This is a genomic window from Mesorhizobium sp. f-mel, assembly GCF_053850215.1.
This window is the reverse complement of sequence record NZ_JBSPTO010000001.1, coordinates 147,241-162,719: the sequence shown is the minus strand read 5'-3', so window position 1 is coordinate 162,719 and position 15,479 is coordinate 147,241. Positions and strand designations below refer to the sequence as shown.

The 15,479-nt window shown below is 62.5% G+C and carries 15 protein-coding genes and 1 riboswitch; of the genes, 5 read left to right on the top strand and 10 right to left on the bottom strand.

Going from position 1 to position 15,479, the window contains the following annotated elements:
* Positions 1–27: 27 nt before the first annotated feature.
* Positions 28–198 (bottom strand): hypothetical protein, encoded by a 171-nt coding sequence (locus ACWUKX_RS00770; protein ID WP_189522311.1) that lies wholly within the window; start codon positions 196–198, stop codon positions 28–30.
* On the opposite strand from ACWUKX_RS00770, the gene araD1 reads away from it, so the two are divergent.
* Positions 197–1,189 carry an AraD1 family protein gene (gene araD1 / locus ACWUKX_RS00765; RefSeq protein WP_456002964.1) on the top strand — a complete coding sequence of 331 codons (993 nt, stop codon included), beginning with the start codon at positions 197–199 and terminating at the stop codon, positions 1,187–1,189. The genes ACWUKX_RS00770 and araD1 overlap by 2 nt on opposite strands.
* 193 nt (positions 1,190–1,382) lie before the next feature.
* On the opposite strand, the gene ACWUKX_RS00760 is transcribed toward araD1, so the two are convergent.
* Together ACWUKX_RS00760 and ACWUKX_RS00755 are read right to left on the bottom strand one after the other, a co-directional pair.
* Positions 1,383–2,156, bottom strand: a complete 774-nt coding sequence (locus ACWUKX_RS00760) for an ABC transporter substrate-binding protein (protein ID WP_455849787.1) — start codon at positions 2,154–2,156, stop codon at positions 1,383–1,385.
* 92 nt (positions 2,157–2,248) lie between these two features.
* The gene (locus ACWUKX_RS00755) at positions 2,249–3,343 is read right to left on the bottom strand and encodes a 2'-deoxycytidine 5'-triphosphate deaminase (RefSeq protein ID WP_456002962.1); all 1,095 of its coding nucleotides are present in this window, start codon (positions 3,341–3,343) and stop codon (positions 2,249–2,251) included.
* A 125-nt stretch (positions 3,344–3,468) separates the two neighbouring features.
* A riboswitch (SAM riboswitch) is annotated at positions 3,469–3,546 on the top strand.
* Between the two features lie 74 nt (positions 3,547–3,620).
* Between ACWUKX_RS00755 and ACWUKX_RS00750 the strand changes: the two genes are divergently transcribed.
* Entirely contained in the window at positions 3,621–4,811 is a 1,191-nt protein-coding gene (locus ACWUKX_RS00750) for an O-succinylhomoserine sulfhydrylase (protein ID WP_456002960.1), read from the top strand.
* A gap of 42 nt (positions 4,812–4,853) precedes the next feature.
* On the opposite strand, the gene ACWUKX_RS00745 is transcribed toward ACWUKX_RS00750, so the two are convergent.
* Positions 4,854–6,008, bottom strand: coding sequence for a ceramide glucosyltransferase (locus tag ACWUKX_RS00745; protein ID WP_456002958.1), 1,155 nt, complete (start codon positions 6,006–6,008; stop codon positions 4,854–4,856).
* Between the two features lie 225 nt (positions 6,009–6,233).
* Here ACWUKX_RS00745 and apaG point away from each other — a divergent pair, with 225 nt between their 5' ends.
* Positions 6,234–6,626, top strand: coding sequence for a Co2+/Mg2+ efflux protein ApaG (apaG, locus tag ACWUKX_RS00740; protein ID WP_456002956.1), 393 nt, complete (start codon positions 6,234–6,236; stop codon positions 6,624–6,626).
* 138 nt (positions 6,627–6,764) lie between these two features.
* On the opposite strand, the gene ACWUKX_RS00735 is transcribed toward apaG, so the two are convergent.
* The 3 genes from ACWUKX_RS00735 to ACWUKX_RS00725 form a co-directional block, all read right to left on the bottom strand.
* A complete protein-coding gene (locus tag ACWUKX_RS00735) occupies positions 6,765–7,799 on the bottom strand; it encodes an Hsp33 family molecular chaperone (RefSeq protein ID WP_029356830.1) in 1,035 nt (344 codons plus the stop codon).
* 93 nt (positions 7,800–7,892) lie between these two features.
* Positions 7,893–8,804, bottom strand: a complete 912-nt coding sequence (gene argF / locus ACWUKX_RS00730) for an ornithine carbamoyltransferase (RefSeq protein ID WP_029356835.1) — start codon at positions 8,802–8,804, stop codon at positions 7,893–7,895.
* 17 nt (positions 8,805–8,821) lie between these two features.
* Entirely contained in the window at positions 8,822–10,021 is a 1,200-nt protein-coding gene (locus tag ACWUKX_RS00725; protein ID WP_456002954.1) for an acetylornithine transaminase, read from the bottom strand.
* Positions 10,022–10,374: 353 nt separating this feature from the next.
* On the opposite strand from ACWUKX_RS00725, the gene ACWUKX_RS00720 reads away from it, so the two are divergent.
* Complete coding sequence (locus ACWUKX_RS00720) at positions 10,375–10,893, top strand: GcrA family cell cycle regulator (protein WP_029356837.1); 519 nt, start codon at positions 10,375–10,377, stop codon at positions 10,891–10,893.
* A 107-nt stretch (positions 10,894–11,000) separates the two neighbouring features.
* On the opposite strand, the gene ACWUKX_RS00715 is transcribed toward ACWUKX_RS00720, so the two are convergent.
* The 3 genes from ACWUKX_RS00715 to ACWUKX_RS00705 form a co-directional block, all read right to left on the bottom strand.
* Entirely contained in the window at positions 11,001–12,008 is a 1,008-nt protein-coding gene (locus ACWUKX_RS00715) for a magnesium and cobalt transport protein CorA (RefSeq protein ID WP_456002952.1), read from the bottom strand.
* 91 nt (positions 12,009–12,099) lie between these two features.
* Entirely contained in the window at positions 12,100–12,825 is a 726-nt protein-coding gene (gene phoU, locus ACWUKX_RS00710; RefSeq protein ID WP_456002950.1) for a phosphate signaling complex protein PhoU, read from the bottom strand.
* 203 nt (positions 12,826–13,028) lie between these two features.
* Positions 13,029–14,300: an ATP-binding protein gene (locus tag ACWUKX_RS00705; RefSeq protein WP_456002948.1), complete on the bottom strand. Its 1,272-nt coding sequence runs from the start codon at positions 14,298–14,300 to the stop codon at positions 13,029–13,031.
* A gap of 225 nt (positions 14,301–14,525) precedes the next feature.
* Between ACWUKX_RS00705 and ppk2 the strand changes: the two genes are divergently transcribed.
* Complete coding sequence (ppk2, locus tag ACWUKX_RS00700) at positions 14,526–15,434, top strand: polyphosphate kinase 2 (RefSeq protein WP_456002946.1); 909 nt, start codon at positions 14,526–14,528, stop codon at positions 15,432–15,434.
* Positions 15,435–15,479: the final 45 nt, after the last annotated feature.

Sequence of the window (15,479 nt, the reverse complement as noted above, 5' to 3'; positions counted from 1 at the left end):
ACGCGGCGCGCTTTTAGGAGGCACGGGTCACATCGCGGCGCTGCCGGGCGGCGCAAAGAAGTCCCCCAAGGGGACCGGGCCCGCGAGCGCAATCCGGACGAAGAGTTCACCAGTGGCGCGGATACCATCCGAGCCGCGCTGGTCAAGGTTTGCCAACCCGGCAGCCAGGCCAAAGGCAATTGAGAGAGGGTACATCATGCTGATCTCCCAGATCCTCGACGAGGCAGAGACCATCCGCGTCATTGCCCGCAACGGCGGCAAGACCCGGATCATCAATGGCGCCCGCAGCGTCTATTCACTGGCGATGGAGGCCGCGCGCACCGGCACCGGACTTGTCGCCCTCATCGAGCGCAAAGGCTTCGGTGAAGCGGTCGACCTCGATGCCGCATACAAGAAGGGGCGGCTGTTATCGCCGATCAACCATCCCGACCCGGCGCATCTCCATCTCACCGGCACCGGGCTGACGCATCTCGGCTCCGCCGCGACCCGCGATGCCATGCACAAGAAACTCGATGCCGATCGCGAAGAGCAGCTCACCGATTCCATGAAGATGTTCCGCATGGGGCTGGAGGGCGGCAAGCCCGCCAAGGGCCAGACGGGCGTGCAGCCAGAATGGTTCTACAAGGGCAACGGCACCATGGCGGTGGCGCCCGGTGCGGCACTTCTGTCGCCCGCCTTCGCCCAGGATGCCGGCGAGGAGCCGGAAGTCGCCGGCATCTATGTCATCGGCGACGACGGCGTCCCGTTCCGCGTCGGCTTCACACTGTCAAACGAGTTTTCCGACCATGTCACCGAGCGCGTGAACTATCTTTTCCTCGCCCATTCCAAGCTGCGCAACGCTTCGTTCGGGCCGGAGATCCTGATCGGCGAACTGCCGTCCGATGTCAGGGGTTCCTCGCGCATCCTCCGTGACGGCAAACTGCTGTGGGAAAAGCCGTTCCTTTCGGGCGAGGCGAACATGTCGCACACCATCGCCAATCTCGAACATCACCACTTCAAATATTCGGCCTTCCGCCAGCCGGGCGACGTCCATGTGCACATGTTCGGCACGGCAACACTGTCCTTCGCCGACGGCATCAGGACCGAAGCCGGCGACGTCTTCGAGATCGAGGCCAAGGATTTCGGCCTGCCGCTGCGCAACCCGCTTGAGATCGAGCAACCGGTGAAGGTCGCCGTGAAGGCGCTTTGAACCGTCAATGACGGCGTAATCGCCCCCTTGTGGGGAGATGGCCGGCAGGCCCGAGGGGGGCGCTGTCCCGCCAGCGTCTCAATCGAATAACCATGCCTGCAGGTTGCCGCAGGGTGCGAAGTTGGTGATCCTTCGCGCCCCCTCTGCCCTGCCGGGCATCTCCCCCACGAGGGGGGAGATTGGCTTCAACCTCTCAATAAATATCGAAATCGAAATATTTGGCCTGGATCTTCTTGTAGGTGCCATCTGCGACGATCGCATCGATCGCGGCGTTGAGCTTCTCGCGCAGCGCATTGTCTTCCTTGCGCACGGCGATACCGGCTTCGGTCTCGGTGCCCTTGACGTCGCCGACCATCTTGCAGCAGCCGTCGCTCGACTTCTTCATCCAGTCCATCAGCACGAATTTGTCTGAAAGGACGGCATCGAGACGGCCGTTCATCAGGTCGGCGACCGCCTCCTCCTGGGTCGGATAGAGCTTCGCCTCGGCGCCGGCCTTGCTATAGACATCCTGGGCATAGTCGGCCTGGGTGGTCGAAGCCTGGGCGCCGACTGTCTTGCCGGCGAGTGCGGCGGGTTCGGTCGAGGCAATATCGCTGTCCTTCATGGCCACCAGCGAAAGCGGCGTGGTATAGTATTTGTTGGTGAAGGAGACCTGCTTCTTGCGCTCCTCGGTAATGCTCATGGACGCGATGATGGCGTCGAACTTTCTGGCCTGGAGCGCCGGGATCATGCCGTCCCAGTCCTGCGTGACAAGTTCGCATTCGACCTTCATCTGAGCGCAAAGCGCATTGGCGATGTCGATGTCGAAGCCGGTGAGCTTGCCATCCGCGGTGATGGTGTTGAACGGCGGATAGGCGCCTTCGGTGGCGATCTTCAACTTTTCCTGTGCTTGCGCCGACAAGGACCCGGCAGCCATCACCAGCATGGCAGCTGTTGCCGCCGATGCGATCCATCTTGAAATCTGCATTTCTTTGTTCCCTTGGTTCAACCACCTTGACGGTTGGGCACAGCCAAGCACGGCCCGCAAGGTCAGGCAAGCACAGTCTGGTTGATCGGGGATCAGCGCGCGGCGCGGAAATGTTTGGACAGTTTCAGGCCCTGTGCCTGATAGTTCGAGCCGACATCTGTGCCGTAGAGCGCCTGCGGCCGCTTCAGCATGTGCTCGTAGACCAGCCGTCCGACGATCTGGCCGTGGTCGAGGATGAACGGCACTTCGTGGCTGCGCACTTCGAGCACAGCCCTGCTGCCGGTGCCGCCGGCCGCCGAATGGCCGAAGCCCGGATCAAAGAAACCGGCATAGTGGACACGGAATTCGCCAACCAGCGGATCGAAGGGCGTCATTTCGGCGGCATAGAGCGGCGGCACATGCACCGCCTCCTGGCTGACGAGGATATAGAATTCATCGGGATCGAGCACCAGTTCGCCAGCACCGCTCTTGTAGAGCGGCTCCCAGAAATCGACAACATCCTGCGCGGCGCGCTTGTCGACATCGACCAGGCCGGTGTGGTGCTTGCCGCGGTAGCCGACCAGCCCGTCCTTGTCGCCATCGAGGTCGATCGACAGTGCGATGCCGCCGCCGGAAATGTTCGGCGGCTCGGTGGCGACGAGCGTCTCGGCACGATGTAATTCGTGCAGCTCGTTTTCCGACAAAAGCGCATTGCCGGTGCGGAACCTGATCTGCGACAGCCGCGAGCCGGCACGGACGACGATCGGAAAGGTGCGCGGGCTGACTTCCAGATAGAGCGGGCCGTTGTAGCCGGCAGCGATCTTGTCGAACTCGTGGCCGCGATCGGTCATCACCCGGGTGAAGATGTCGAGCCGTCCGGTCGAGCTCTTCGGGTTGGCCGAGGCCGAAACGTTTGCCGGAAGCGCCAGGCTCTCGAGCAGCGGCACGATATAGACGCAGCCCGTCTCCAGCACCGCGCCATCGGCGAGATTGATTTCGTGCAGCTTCAGGCGGTCGAGTTTTTCAGCAACCCTGTGGTTCGGGCCGGGCAGGAAGGAGGCGCGCACCCGCCAGGCCTTGTCGCCAAGCCTAAGGTCGAGGCTGGCCGGCTGGACCTGGTCGGCATCGAGCGCGCGCGGCGATTTCAGCGCGCCCGACTGGAACAGCGCGGAAATATCCTGATCGGGAAGAATGCCTGTCTGCCGCAAAGTCTGGCTCCGCTCGAAGGCCGGGCGTGGTCTCGTTTTGTCGCAGGTTCCTGCCGCGGAACCCGCTGGTACAAACCTCTTAATCATGCCGGCAATTGACGCAAGCGCGGTGCGGGTCTAAAGGGTCGTTATCCCGTGGTGATTTGGCCGGTCGGCTTGCAGCCACGTTAAACAAGTCGCTAAAGGACCGTCGGCCCGAAAGGCCATATGGACCGGTTGCGACTTTCGCGGCCGGTTTTTTTGTATTTGGGCCATTTTTGGTGTTTGGAACAAGGTGATGACGAGCAACAAGCGCAACTGGAAGCCTCAGACCGCACTCGTGCATGCGGGAACGCTGCGTTCCGGCTTCGGCGAAACCTCCGAGGCGATGTATCTCACGCAAGGCTATGTCTACGATACGGCGCAGGCGGCGGAAGCCCGCTTCAAGGGCGAGGAACCGGGCTTCATCTATTCGCGCTATGCCAATCCGACGGTCGACATGTTCGAGAAACGCATGTGTGCGCTGGAAGGTGCCGAAGATGCCCGCGCCACCGCATCCGGCATGGCGGCGGTGACAGCGGCGTTGCTGTGCAGCGCCAAGGCCGGCGACCACATCGTGGCGGCGCGTGCGCTGTTCGGCTCCTGCCGCTGGGTGGTCGAGACGCTGGCGCCGAAATACGGCATCGAGGCGACGCTGGTCGATGGCACCGAAATCGCCAATTGGGAAAAGGCGGTCAGGCCCAACACGAAGCTGTTCTTCCTTGAAAGCCCGACCAATCCGACGCTGGAAGTCGTCGACATCGCAGCCGTCGCCTCGCTTGCCGATTCGATCGGCGCGCGGCTGATCGTCGACAATGTCTTTGCCACGCCCTTGCAGCAGAAGCCGTTGCAGCTCGGCGCCCATATCGTCGTCTATTCGGCGACCAAGCACATCGACGGCCAGGGGCGCTGCCTCGGCGGCGTCATCCTGTCGGACAAGAAGTGGATCGACGAGAACCTGCACGATTATTTCCGCCACACTGGTCCCAGCCTGTCGCCGTTCAACGCCTGGACGCTGCTGAAGGGTCTGGAAACGCTGCCGCTGCGCGTGCGCCAGCAGACGGAAAGTGCCGGCCGGATCGCCGATTTCCTCGCCGAGCGGCCGGAAATCGCCCGCGTCATCTATCCCGGCCGCGCCGATCACCCGCAAGCGGCGGTCGTCAAGAAGCAGATGTCGGGCGGCTCGACGCTGATCTGCCTCGACGTCAAGGGCGGCAAGCAGGCGGCCTTCGCCTTCCAGAACGCGCTCGATATCGTGCTGATCTCTAACAATCTCGGTGACGCCAAGAGCCTGATCACCCATCCGGCGACGACGACACACAAGAATCTGAGCGACGAGGCGCGCGCCGAACTCGGCATCGGGCCAGGCACGCTCAGGCTGTCCGTCGGCCTGGAGGACACCGACGACCTGCTCGAAGACATCGAGCAGGCCCTGAAAGTCGCCAGATAGTGCACTGGGCGGTGTCGCTCGAATCGTCAAAATCAGGCGCGGTCAGGCGCCCGACGGGGTCTCTTCCAATTCCGCAACGGCGCTGGTGTGGATGGTCATCGTGTTGCCACGCCAGTCGACGGCACCGCTGAGCCAGCCACGCGCCCAGACAATCGGCAGGATGCAATCGCGCGCCATCATCGCCGGGATCATGCGCAGCGACAGGTGCCAGCTCTTGGCCGAGGCGAGAGCGCATTCCGGGAGGTAGGCGGCCACAAGCACAGCGATGGCGGTTGCCGACAGGCTGAAGCCGGCGCCTGCTGCCGCAACCAACGCAAGCACCAGCGGCGGCGCCGCTCCGATCAGGATCTCGGGCGCGAAGAACAGTGGGAAGGTGACGCGACGCAGGCGTGCCCAGCGGGCCTGGCGCGAACAGATTTCGCCGAGCGTGCGAAAACCGAGCGGCTGCTCAAAGGGCGAGGCGACGAGATTGACGCGCAGTCCAAGCCCGTTGACCAGCTTGGTCGCGGCCGCATCCTCGGCGATCTCGGCGGCAAGCGCACGGATGCCGCCATTGGGGTCGAGCATGGGCTTGTCCCACAACATGCTCTTGCCTTGGGCAAAGCCAAGGCCTATCGCCTCGCCGGTATATTGCCAGCGCGCCTGCAGCGTGTTGAGGAAGGCGCATTCGACCTCAGCCCAGAACCCGTCCGGCCGCGAGCCGATCGGCGTCGAGCAGACAAGACCGGTGTCCGGCCGCCATGCCGCCATCAGATGCTGGACATAGTCCCTCGGCATCAGGACGTTGGAATCGGCAAGGATGACCCAGCGGTGGCGCGCCGCCTCCCAGCCCTTCACGCAATTGTTGAGTTTCGGATTGCCGCTGATGCGGTCGTCGCCGACGAGCAGCCGGGCCGGCACGGCCGGAAAACGGGCAATCGCATCGGTGACCGGCCTGACCACCGGGTCGTCGGCATGGGCGACGCAGAAGATGAGCTCATAGCGCGGCCAGTCGAGCGAGAAGGCGCGCTCGAGCGTCTCCTCGGCAAACGGCTCGACGCCGCGCGACGGCACGACGATCGACACCGGAGGCGCCTTGCCGGCTGGCGGCGCGATCCTGCCAGGCCGCTTCAGCTTCAACGAAGCGAGCAGGATGCTGCCGAGATTGACGAGAAGCAGAGCTGTGGAAAGCAAGGCGGCTGTGACTGTCAGTTCCATCGATATCTGGTCACTCCAGAAAAACCGGCCGCATGATAGCCGTTTTCAACAGTTCGACAGAATGCTGAGTCGCCCGGCCCTGCACACCATCATTGTCATGTGTCACTTAAATGACATTGTTCTTCGGCAGCTGCGCGCAAACTAGTCGGGCAAGGACGGGAAGCGCCCTGTTGACCAAACTGCGGAGAGCGTCGAAAGTTCCGTCTGCATATTGTGGAGTAGTCTATGTACAGCGCCGTTACGCGCAACATCGAAGTACAGGTCAGGCCGTTCTATCTGGAAGATCGCTCCGACCCGTCGGAGAACCGCTATGTCTGGGGCTACCAGGTGACCATCGACAACCAGTCGGATGAATTCGTACAACTTCTGTCACGCTATTGGCACATCACCGACGGCACCGGCCGGGTCGAGGAAGTGCGCGGCGCCGGCGTTGTCGGCGACCAGCCCGAACTTAACCCCGGCGACAGTTATCAATATACGTCTGGCTGCCCGCTCTCGACGCCGTCCGGCATCATGGTCGGCCACTATACGATGCGCAACAAGCGAGGCGAGACGTTCGACGTCGCCATCCCCCCCTTTTCGCTCGACCTGCCGGGCACGCGGCGCACCGTCAACTGACCAGCTAGACCTGATCCATCCCGATAGAATCGGGATGGGCTCTAACTCTTAGACCAGGACCTTTTCCGAACCGAAGGTCAGCGAAGCAAAAAACGCTTTCCACTTTTCGATGCGCGGACCTTCGGTCGGGATCATGGTCTACTGCGCCGCAGCAAACTCCGCCGGATCGAAGTCATATTGCTTCGAGCAGAATTCGCAGGCGACATGAATGCCGCCATCCTCGGTGCTGTCCCTGATCTCGTCGGCTGAGAAACCTTCGAGTATGCCGCGGATCTTCTCCCTGGAGCATGAGCACTCGTCGGCTACCGGTACGCCGCCGAAGACGCGGACGCCGTGCTCGTGGAACAGCCGGTAAAGCAACCGCTCGGCGCCGATCGTCGGGTCGATCAGTTCCGTCGGCTCGATGGTGCCAAGCAATGCCAGCAGTTCCTGCCAGGAATTGTCGGCCGGATCATGGATCTCATCGCGCGGATCGCCGTCGCCGCCTGGAAGGTCGGGCACGCGCATGCGTTCCGCCGATTGCGGCAGGAATTGCGCAAGGATGCCACCGGCACGCCATTGCTCGCGGGCACCGCCGACACCGGGCGTCAACAGCTTGGCCACCGAGAGTCTGAGGTCGGTCGGGATCTGTTCCGACTGGCGAAAATAGGTGCGCGCGGCCTCCTCCAGTGTCTCGCCGTCGAGCTGGACGATGCCCTGATAGCGCTGCGTGTGGGCACCCTGGTCGATGGTCAGCGCCAGAACACCGCTGCCGAGCAGCGTCTGCTGCGAGGTCTCGCCGGCAGATGTCAGTGCCTCCAGCCGGTCGGCGTCGAAGCGCGCATAGGCGCGCAGCGCCTGCGGCGTGGAAAAATCCGCCACCAGCATATCGACCGGCCCGTCCGTGCGGGTCTGCAGGATGAACTTGCCTTCGAACTTGAGCGAGGTGCCAAGCAGCACTGTCAGCACGCAGGCTTCCGCCAGCAGGCGGGCGACCGGCTCGGGATAGTCATGACGGCTGAGGATCGCGTCGAGCATCGGCCCGAGCTGGACGGTGCGGCCGCGCACGTCGAGCGGGCCGACCTCGAAGGGCACGACATGATCGTCGCCGGCGTAGCCGAATTCGCCGAGTTTGGGTTGATGTTCAGCCAATTGATGAGTTTCCAACATGACAAAGCTCCGGGGCGCGGCCATGCCGCCCTCCGGGGCGCATGCGTCGAAACGCGCTCGATTTGCGTGATGCGGCTGAGATAGGCATCACGTACTCCCGGATCAAGGCGGCCCGGATCAAGCGCCCAGACACCAGGCCAAAACCGCCTTCTGGGCGTGGAGCCGGTTCTCGGCCTCGTCGAACACCACCGAATGTGGCCCGTCGATGACCTCGTCGGTGACCTCCTCACCGCGATGCGCCGGCAGGCAGTGCATGAACAATGCGTCGGGCTTTGCCTTCGCCATCAGCGCGGCATTGACCTGATAGGGTGAGAAGACGTTGTGGCCGCGAGCACGGTGCTCCTGGCCCATCGACACCCAGCAGTCGGTGACGACGCAGTCGGCCTCGTGGACCGCCTCCTCGGGCGAGCGGGTGAAGTTCAACTTGCCGCCATGCGCCATCGACCAGTCGACATGCTTCTGCGCCGGCTCGCTGCCTTCCGGCACGGCTACGTTGAGATTGAAGCGGAACCGCGCCGAGGCCTCCAGCAGCGAATGCAGCACGTTGTTGCCGTCGCCGGTCCAGGCGATGGTCTTGCCGGCGACCGGACCGCGATGCTCCTCGAAAGTCATGATGTCGGCCATCAGCTGGCACGGATGGGTATCGTCGGTCAGCCCGTTGATGACGGGAACGGTGGCGTTCTCGGTCAGCTCCAGCAGCCGGTCATGCGATGTGGTTCGGATCATGATCGCATCGACATAGCGCGACAGCACCTTGGCCGTGTCGGCGATGGTTTCGGAGCGGCCGAGCTGCATCTCGGTGCCGGTCAGCATGATGGTCTCGCCACCGAGTTGGCGCATGCCGACGTCGAAGGATACGCGCGTGCGCGTCGACGGCTTGTCGAAGATCATCGCCAGCACCTTGCCTTCGAGCGGTTTTGTCCGCTCGCCAGCCTTGAGCCTTGCCTTTCGCACGACGGCATCGTCCAGCATGAAGCGCAGATCGCCCTCGGAAACGGCGGAAAGATCGGTGAAATGGCGAAGGCTCATTTGGGGTCTTTCGACTGTTACTTCGCGGCAGCCGCGGCTATGGCATCGGCCAGGCCCCTGGCGCCGGCGCGGATGCGGTCGAGCGCTTCATGGATCTCGGCGTCGGTGACGGTGAGCGGCGGCAGCAGGCGAAGGACGTTGTCACCGGCCGGAACCGCCAGCAGATGCTGGTCGCGCAACGCCATATTCACCTTGGTGTTGGGTGCGGCGCATTTCAGGCCGAGCATCAAGCCGGTGCCCCTGATGTCTTCGATGATATCAGGAAATTCGTCGGCGACACCCGCCAGCCCCTGCTTCAGCAGCAACGCCTTGCGCTGGACATCCTCCAGGAAGCCGTCCTCCAGCACCACGTCGAGTACGGCGTTGCCGACCGCCATCGCCAGCGGATTGCCGCCGAAAGTGGTGCCGTGCACGCCGGCGGTCATGCCGACGGCCGCCTCGTCGGTGGCGAGGCAGGCGCCCACCGGGAAGCCGCCGCCGATGCCCTTGGCAACAGCCATGATGTCGGGCGTGACGCCAGCCCATTCATGCGCGAACAATTTTCCGGTGCGGCCGATGCCGCACTGGACCTCGTCGAAGATCAGGAGCAGGCCATGCTGTTCGCAGAGCTGCCTCAGGCGCTTCAGCGACTGCGTCGGCACCGGGCGGATGCCACCCTCGCCCTGCACCGGCTCGATCAGTATCGCGGCGGTCTCGGGGGTGATCGCCTTTTCGGCGGCGTCGATGTCGCCGAAGCCGACCTGGTCGAAACCTTCGACCTTGGGTCCGAAGCCTTCCAGGTATTTATACTGGCCGCCGGCGGCGATGGTCGCCAGCGTGCGGCCATGAAAGGCGCCTTCGAAGGTGATGATGCGAAAGCGCTCGGGATGGCCCTTGACGAAGTGGTAGCGCCGCGCCGTCTTGATGGCGCATTCCAGCGCCTCGGCGCCGGAATTGGTGAAGAACACCTTGTCGGCGAAGGTGGCGTCGGCCAGCCGCTCGCCCAAACGGCTCTGCCCCGGAATCTCGTAGAGGTTGGAGACGTGCCAGACCTTGGCCGCCTGCTCGGTGAGTGCCGAGACCAAATGCGGATGGCTGTGGCCCAGCGAACTCACGGCGACACCGCCGCCAAAATCGAGATATCGCTCGCCCTTGTCGGTGACCAGCCAAGTGCCTTCCCCATGGTCGAAGGCCAGGGGTGCGCGGGTAAAGGTCTCGAAAAGCGCCGAACCGCTCATTATATGCGTCTCCGGAACCGGAAAATCAAAAAGCCGCCAAAGCGGCGGCCTTTGCGGCTTATCGTGTTTTTCGGCCATGAAGTCAACGAAAACGTCGCGCAAGGACGCGCGGCAAGCTCTCCAGCGAGACGCCGGCTCATCAGCGACCGGGCAAGTTGGGGAAAACCGAAAAAACCGATTCGTGTTGGCCCTCGGACTCTTGTCACCGAGTCAGCGCATAAGGTAATTGTAGTCGAGAAATAACTAGATTTCGTGCGGCGGACCTAATCACCCGATATATGTGGTGTCTGCCCGGCGGAAGCCGGATCGTGGAAGGATTCCGATCGCCGCACATTCAGCAGGAGCGCGGTCTCATGAACTGGACTGACGAGCGGGTCGAACTTCTTAGAAAATTGTGGTCGGAGGGACTGAGCGCCAGCCAGATCGCCGCACAGCTCGGGGGCGTCAGCCGCAATGCCGTCATCGGCAAGGTGCATCGGCTGAAACTGTCGGGCCGCGGACGCTCGACCGCCACGCCGGCACGCCAGAAAAAGAGCGTGCAAGGATCGAGCGTCCAGAAATCGGTGTCGCGGGCGGCGAGCACTGCGCGGCATATCACCACGTCGATCGGCGCGACCGCGCTGCAGGCGCAATTCGACACCGCACCGGTGGCGCGTCATTACGTCCGTCCGGTCGAGAACGTCGTCGTGCCGATCTCGCGGCATCTGCAACTCGTCGAGTTAACCGAGCGGACATGCAAATGGCCGAATGGCGATCCGCTTTCGGAAGAGTTCCATTTCTGCGGCAACGACGCGGCCGAAACCGGACCCTATTGCAAGTACCACGCCCGCATTGCGTTCCAGCCCGCATCAGAGCGGCGGCGGAGTAGATAAGGCAATAGGGCAGTATGGGAGTAGGTAAAGATTAGGCTTTGTGAGTGCGACCCTTGGCAACGCACTACATACTCCCTTACTGCCTTACTCCCTTACTCCCTTCTCTTTCACAGCCACCCATTCTTGCGAAAACGCCAGTACAGGAAAGAGCAGATCGCAGCGATCGCAGCCAGCACGAGCGGGTAGCCATATTCCATCTTCAGTTCCGGCATGTCGTCGAAATTCATGCCGTAGATGCCGGCGAGCGCCGTCGGCACCGCCAAGATGGCAGCCCACGAGGCTAGCTTCTTGGTGTTCGCCGTTTCCTGGCTCTGGCCCACCAGGAGGCTGGCCTCGAAGGCAAAGGCGAGAACCTCCCGCAAACTGTCGATCTTTTCCTGCACGGTGCGGATATGATCGGTCACGTCGCGAAACAACGGGTGCATGGCTGCGTGGATCTGCGGCAGGTCGGCGCTGGTCAGCCGGCGGCAGACCTCCACCAGCGGCAGCGCCGCATTGCGCAAGCGCAACAGATCGCGGCGCAGCATATAGAGCCGCTCGATATCAGGTCCAGTCACAGGCCTTAGCAGGACCTTGTCCTCGATCGCCTCGACCTCGTCCTCGATCTGCTCGAGCACCGGCATGTAGTTGTCGACGATGAAATCGAGAATGGCATAGAGGACGAAATCCTCGCCCTTGGCCAGCGAAAGCGGGCAGCTTTCCCAATGCTGGCGAACGGCGGCATAAGAAGTCGACGGACCGTGCCTGACGCTGACGATATAGCCGGCGCCGACGAACAGATGCGTCTCGCCGAAGGTGACGCGCCTGTCGATTAGTTGAGCCGTGCGGGCAACGATGAACAACGCATCGCCATATTGCTCGATCTTCGGCCGCTGATGCGGATGCTCGGCGTCCTCAATCGCCAGATCGTGCAGATGGAATTGCGCCTGGACGCGAAGCAACAGGTTGCGGTCCGGCTCCAGCAGGCCGATCCAGACGACATGACCTGGCTTCTTGGCCCATTCGCCAGCTTCCTCGATCGGAATGTCGGCGACACGCCGGCCGGCGGTATAGACGCTGGAAGCGATGATGGCCGATGTCGGCGAGGCCGGCGTCAGGTTCCGAACGGTTTCCATCGCTACCTCCTGGAGGCATGGCCTCGGGTCAGGATCAGGAACGTTCGGTAAAGCTTAGCCTAAATCAGCAATGGGTTCGAGAGGCAGCCGTTCACTTCGCGGGTAGCGCTCCCGGGAGAACAATCCTGTCTGTCTTGTCGCCCTTCGGCCGCTCGGCCGGCATCTGGTCGCCGGTGACGATGTAGTAGATCGTCTCGGCGATATTGGTGGCATGATCGCCGATCCGCTCGATATTCTTGGCGCAAAACAGCAGGTGCGTGCAAGGCGTAATGTTGCGCGGATCTTCCATCATGTACGTCAGCAACTCGCGAAACAGCGAGGTGTACACGGCATCGATCTGATCATCGCGATCACGCACGAAGCCGATTTTTTCCACCGAGCGCGACGCGTAGACGTCGAGCACTTCCTTGAGCTGCGTCAACGCCAGGTCGGCCAAGGCCTCAATGCCGCGGAACAGGCTGGTCGGCTGGCGCCCTTCTATGACGGCAACCACGCGCTTGGCGACATTCTTGCCGAGGTCGCCGACCCGTTCGAGGTCCGCCGAGATGCGGATCGCGCCGACGATCTCGCGCAAATCCGTCGCCATCGGCTGGCGCTTGGCGATGATGATGATCGCCTTGTCGTCGATCTCGCGCTGCCCTTCGTCCAGAACGGAATCGTCACGGATGACTTTCTGGGCAAGGCCGGGGTCGGCGTTGACCAGGGCCGCGATCGCCTGTTCGACCATGCGTTCGGCATGCCCGCCCATCGCGGCGATGCGCTTCGACAAATATTTCAGCTCCTCGTCATAGGCGCTGACGATGTGCACGGACTGCATAGAGATGCCTTCCCGGGGTCTTCTGGTCCGAGTCGTTTCCTCGAATCCCCGCTGATATGCTAGCCGGATGACAGAAAAAAGAAACCGTTAGAGCGACGTGCGCTCACTTGGATGCAGAGTACGCTCTAAATCCCTTATCCACGCATCCGGCTATCCTGAAATCTTCCGGTTTTCGGGCCGACGCCTTCTTAGATAGTGAGGCGTCAGTGCGCCGGCAAATGCACCGTGAAAGCTGCGCCCTTGCCGACCTCCGACTTGATCGAGAGCCTGGCATTGTGGCGTGTCAAGATATGCTTGACGATGGACAGGCCAAGACCGGTGCCTTTCTGGGTCCGGCTGTTTTCGACATCGACGCGGTAGAAGCGTTCGGTAATGCGCGGGATATGCTCCTCGGGAATGCCGGGGCCGAAGTCCCGGATGGTGACGTCGATGCCCGGTTCGGGACCGTCATCGCGGTGAACAATCGTCACCACGACACGTCCACCCGACTGTCCGTATTTGCAGGCGTTTTCCAGCAGATTTTCGAAAACCTGGAAAAGTTCATCGCGATCCCCGGGCACATCAAGCGGCCCTTCTGCGAAATCCCGCTCTATGGCAACGCCGTTTTCCCTGGCAAGCGGCCCCAGCGAATCGATGACGCTGTCGAGGGTCTGGCGGAGATCGACCTCGGTTCCCGGCTTCAGATAGGGTTTCATCTCCAGCCGCGACAGCGACAGCAGGTCGTCGATCAGGCGCGCCATGCGGCCGGTCTGGTTCTGCATGATCTGCAGGAACTGCTCGCGCGCCGCCGGGTCGTTGCGGGCCGGGCCGCGCAGCGTCTCGATGAAGCCGGAGATCGAGGCGAGCGGGGTGCGCAGTTCGTGGCTGGCATTGGCGATGAAGTCGGCGCGCATCCGGTCGATCCGGCGCGCCTCGCTCTGGTCCTTGAAGACCAGCACATAGAGGTCGGTGCCGTGACCGACCGAAGATGCACTCACCCGATAGGCCCGTTCGACCGGCAGCTTTTCGGTATAGTCAACGACATCCGAAGCGGCGGCGCCCGATAAAATACTGTCCAGCAAGGCCTGCATCTCGGGCGCCCGGAATTTCAGCGACAGCGAGATGCCCGGTGCGATGCCGCCGAAGGCGGCGAAGGCGGCGGCGTTGGCATGGACGATCGTGGCGGTGCGATCGAAGATGATCAGCGGATCGGCAACGGCGGCCGCCAGATATTCTCCCGACAGCTGTTGTAGCCCGCCCGCCTCGATCGCCGCGGCATCCTCCGCTGACTGGCGCGCAACGCTGGCCGGCAGCATCGCGGCGGCAAGCAGCAGTACGGCACATGCCAGCAGCACGACATAGCCGGACATGTCTGCGAAACCATAGACGGTCAGGACCGCGACGATGCCGGCCGCCAGCAGCCAGCGGCTGTTCCACAACCGGATGACGACGGCTTGCGCCGTGCTTCGCTGTTCTGCGCCGCCGATGTCAGCCATTCTCAGCCATTCGCGCGCACTGTGCCTCCGTCCCCACGCCGGCCGGTCAGGTGGAACTCCCCACTGGACCGGCGCTAGAGCGCTGTGCGTTACAATTGGACGCACAAGGGACGCTCTACCACTCTCAATCTGCTGCATCGTTCTTTCCGAAATCGATTCCGATTTTCGGGCCGATGCAGTAAGGCTCCAATAGCATGAGTCCGGAAACTGGAAAGGTTCGTCTCGATGAAAAACCCCAAGGAAGATGGCGCCGCGCCCGTTCCAGGTCCGCTGAAGATCCGCATCGACGGCAAGGAGCGCGAATTCGACATCGACGATCCCAAGCTTCCGGCCTGGGTCGAGGACAACAAGCTGACCGCCGGCGGCTATCCCTACGACAAGAAAATGAACAGCGACGAGTATGACGAGGCGCTCGAGCGACTGCAGATCGAGCTGGTCAAGGCGCAGGCATGGCTGCAATCGACGGGCAAGCGGGTGATGTCGCTGTTCGAAGGACGCGATGCCGCCGGCAAGGGCGGTACGATCTTCGCGCTGCGGCAGTACATGAATCCCAGGACAGCGCGCAACGTAGCGCTCACCAAGCCTAGCCCAACCGAACTCGGGCAATGGTATTTCCAGCGCTATGTCGCGCACTTTCCGACATCCGGCGAGTTCGTCACCTTCGACCGCTCCTGGTACAATCGCGCCGGCGTCGAGCCGGTCATGGGCTTCTGCACGCCGGAGCAGCATGAAAAATTCCTGGACGAGACGCCGTATTTTGAACGGATGATCTGCAACGAGGGCATCCATTTCTTCAAATTCTGGTTGAACATCGGTCGGGAAACACAGCTTGAGCGGTTTCACGATCGCCGCTGGAGTCCTTTGAAGAGCTGGAAGTTCTCGCCGATCGACATTGCCGGCATGACCAAATGGGACGACTACACCAAGGCGCGCGACCTCATGTTCGAACGCACGCACGAGGAATTCGCGCCCTGGATCATCGTGCGGGCCAATGACAAGCGGCGCGCGCGACTTGCCATCATCCGGCGCATCCTGTTGTCGCTTCCCTATGACGGCCGCGATCTTGACGCCATCGGCAAGGAAGACAAGAAGATCATCGGGGAAGGACCTTCGTTCCTGGGAAAGCAGGCCTGAAGCACTGCCGCGCGCCCCCAAGGACGCGCGGCACGATTCCGAAAT